We start from the raw sequence: 3132 nt of genomic DNA, 5'->3' as shown, positions 1-3132 counted from the left end.
TGAAGTAATGGTTCAATATTCCAGATAGACTCGTGGTCCATTTGAGCTTCCATGCTCGCCCTGAACTCCGGGCACACCATAGGTGAAATCCGACACCCAGAGCTGATTGGGACGGTCGGCGTTGAATTGCCGATTGACGAGATCCAGCGGGCACGGTGCCGCTCGGTCCGGCACCGTGGTCCGGACGGTCTTGCCACGGCGCGCACCCTGCAACCCCAGGCGGCGCATGAGCCGCTCGACGGTGCAGCGGGCCACCGGGATGCTCTCCCGGTTCATCTGCTTCCAGACCTTGTCGGCGCCATAGACCTGCAGGTTGGCCTCCCAGACCCGCCGAATCTCCGGCTCCAGCGCTTCATCGCGCTTGGCGCGGGAACTCCGCAGATCCGGATTGCGTTGCCGGGCGGCGTGGCGCCGGTAGGCCGACGGGGCAACCCGCAAGGCTCTGCAGATTGGCTCGACCCCGTAGGCGTCCCGGTGCTGGTCGATGTAGGCGTTTACGACTTCAGTTTGCGGTCGAGCTCCGCCTGGGCGAAAAAAGCGCTGGCCGTGCGCAGGATGTCGTTGGCACGGCGCAGCTCCTTGTTCTCGCGCTCCAGCGCCTTGAGGCGCTCACGCTCGCTGGAGGTGAGCCCTTCGCGCTGGCCTTTGTCGGTCTCGTCGCGCTTGACCCACTGCAGCAACGTCTGGGGCACGCAGCCGATCTTCGGGGCAATCGACTCCACCGCCGCCCATAGCGACGGGTACTCGCCCCGGTGCTCTTGGACCATGCGCACCGCACGCTCACGAACCTCAGGGGAAAACTGGTTAGACTTGTTCATGGCTCCATTCTCTCAAGGGTTGGAGCCTCCGCGATACCCGGGGCGGTTCACTCGGCACATCGTGGCAATGCGGTGGAAGGCCCGATTCACTTCGACGAACTCGAAGACTTCGGTGGCACCGAGTCGGTCTCCCGAGCGAACCAGGCCGCGGCTTTTGACAGGATCTCCCGCTCCTCGCGCAGCCGCTTGACCTCCCGGCGCAGACGCCGCAGCTCCTCCCGCTCGGCGCTGCTCGGAGCGTCGCTGCGCCGGCCGCTGTCGCGGTCGGCCTGGGTCACCCAGTTGCGAATGGTCTGCGCCGAGGGTTCGAACTCTTGGGCGAGTTGCTCGGGAGGTATGGTCGATTCTGGTGTACGGGGTAATTGAAGAAGGCGGCGCACCCTGCTGAAATCGGTTTCGACGAAAACTGATCGACAGCAGAGAGGTACGCCACCTATGGCAAACGATAACGTAGTTCCTTTTGGGAAGCCAGGCACGGTCCAGGACCCGCTGACGGAGATGTTGCGCGAGGGAGCGCAGCGGCTGATCCAGCAGGCCGTGGAGACGGAATTGACCGAGATGTTGGCGCAGTTTTCTGGACAGAAGGACGAGCAGGGCCGGGCCGCAGTGGTGCGCAACGGTTACCTTCCCGAGCGTGAAGTCCTGACGGGGGTCGGGCCGGTCCAGGTCAAGGTACCGAAGGTCCGCTCTCGGACGGAGGAGTCGGCGGTGTTCCGCTCGGCTTTGGTGCCACCCTATGTGCGCCGGGCACGCAGCGTGGATGCGGCGTTGCCCTGGTTGTATCTGAAGGGCGTCTCCACCGGGCAGATGGGCGAGGCCCTGGAGGCGCTGGTCGGCCCGGACGCCAAGGGACTATCCAGCTCCGTGGTCCGCCGATTGAAGGGGCAGTGGCGCGGGGAGTACGAGACCTGGTGCCAGCGCCGGCTGGACAAGGACCGATGGGTGTATGTCTGGGCGGACGGCATCTACAGCGGCTTGCGGGCCGAGGGCCAGAAGCTGTGCGCCTTGGTGGTTATCGGTGTCAACGACCGGGGCGAGAAGCACTTTCTGACCATCGAGGACGGCGTTCGGGAGTCGACCCAGAGCTGGCGGGAGGTCCTGCTGTCCCTCAAGACCCGGGGCCTGGAGCGGCCACCGGAGCTGGCTGTCGGCGACGGGGCCCTGGGGTTCTGGGCCGCCCTGGATGAGGTCTTCCCCGAGACCCGCCACCAGCGCTGCTGGGTGCACAAGACCGCCAATGTCTTGAACGCCCTGCCCAAGTCCGTTCAGCCCAAGGCCAAGAAGGCCCTCCAGGAGGTCTGGATGGCGCCGACGCGGGCGGAGGCAGAGAAGGCATTGGGGTCGTTCGTGCAGACGTATGAGGCCAAGTACCCGAAGGCCGTGGACAAGCTCGTCCGGGACCGCGAGAGCCTGTTGGCCTTCTACGACTTCCCGGCCCAACACTGGCAGCACCTTCGGACGACGAACCCCATCGAGTCCACCTTCAGCACCATCCGCCATCGCACCGACCGGGCCAAGGGCTGCGTCACTCGGAACACCATGCTGGCCATGATCTACAAGCTCGGCATGTCCGCTGAGAAACGATGGCGCCGCATCCGGGGCTTCGAATCCATCGCCAAGGTCATCACCGGCGTGCGGTTCAAAGACGGAGTGGAAGTGGAGATACCGAACGACCAGCAGGACGCCGCCTGTTCATGACGCCATACACCAGATTTGACGATAGCTCGTTGCTCGGGCGTGCGCCCGGCGCGCACCAGATCAATCATCTGCTCCCGGAAGGCTGCCGGGTATGGGGGTCTGGACTGTGGCATCGTGGACTCCGATTGCTTCCCAAAGGCTCGGATGTCCACCGAAGCGGGTCAACTCCAATTGACACAGAGAAATACTAGGGCCCCCGGCGGGGCCCTAGCGGGCTACGTGCGGTCCGGGTCGCCGGTAACCCGCGAGCGCACGAGGAAGCGCACGCCCTCCGGGGCCTCCAGCGAGAAGCCGCTGCCGCGACCGGGAACGACGTCCAGCACCAGGTGGGTATGACACCACAGCGCGTACTGGCTGCCGCCGATGTAGAACGGCTGGCCGTGGACGTCGCCGAGATGGACGTCGCGCTCGCCGACACGGAACTCGTCACGGGGGTAGCACATGGGGGCGCTGCCGTCGCAGCAGCCCCCGGACTGGTGGAACAGCAACGGTCCGTGTCGGGTCCGCAACCGCTCGATCAGCTCGGCGGCCCCGGGGGCGACCGACACCCCCGGGGCCTGTTCGCCCGTCCCGCTCATGCCAGGTCCAGGACCACGCGCCCGTCGATATGGCCCTC

Annotated in this window: 3 protein-coding genes, 1 pseudogene and 1 other annotated feature; of the genes and pseudogenes, 1 reads left to right on the top strand and 3 read right to left on the bottom strand. The window is 65.6% G+C overall.

The features are described 5' to 3' along the window. Positions 1 to 78 precede the first annotated feature (78 nt). Both G7A99_RS17295 and G7A99_RS17290 read right to left on the bottom strand, forming a co-directional pair. Positions 79 to 818: pseudogene (locus G7A99_RS17295) on the bottom strand (IS3 family transposase); the annotation flags it as partial. Further along, positions 424 to 540 (bottom strand) — a sequence feature (AL1L pseudoknot). (Overlaps the previous pseudogene by 117 nt.) Positions 819 to 904: 86 nt before the next feature. Further along, positions 905 to 1096: a hypothetical protein gene (locus tag G7A99_RS17290; RefSeq protein ID WP_163142463.1), complete on the bottom strand. Its 192-nt coding sequence runs from the start codon at positions 1094 to 1096 to the stop codon at positions 905 to 907. A gap of 157 nt (positions 1097 to 1253) precedes the next feature. Between G7A99_RS17290 and G7A99_RS17285 the strand changes: the two genes are divergently transcribed. Continuing rightward, on the top strand, positions 1254 to 2516 hold the full coding sequence (locus G7A99_RS17285; protein ID WP_163142460.1) for an IS256 family transposase: 1263 nt from the start codon (positions 1254 to 1256) through the stop codon (positions 2514 to 2516). 215 nt (positions 2517 to 2731) lie between these two features. Here G7A99_RS17285 and G7A99_RS17280 read toward each other — a convergent pair whose 3' ends face one another. Further along, the gene (locus tag G7A99_RS17280) at positions 2732 to 3094 is read right to left on the bottom strand and encodes a DUF779 domain-containing protein (RefSeq protein WP_163142457.1); all 363 of its coding nucleotides are present in this window, start codon (positions 3092 to 3094) and stop codon (positions 2732 to 2734) included. Positions 3095 to 3132: the final 38 nt, after the last annotated feature.

This window comes from Arhodomonas sp. KWT, assembly GCF_010993615.1.
Note: the sequence above shows the minus strand (reverse complement) of the source record. Positions and strands in the feature narration are given on the sequence as shown.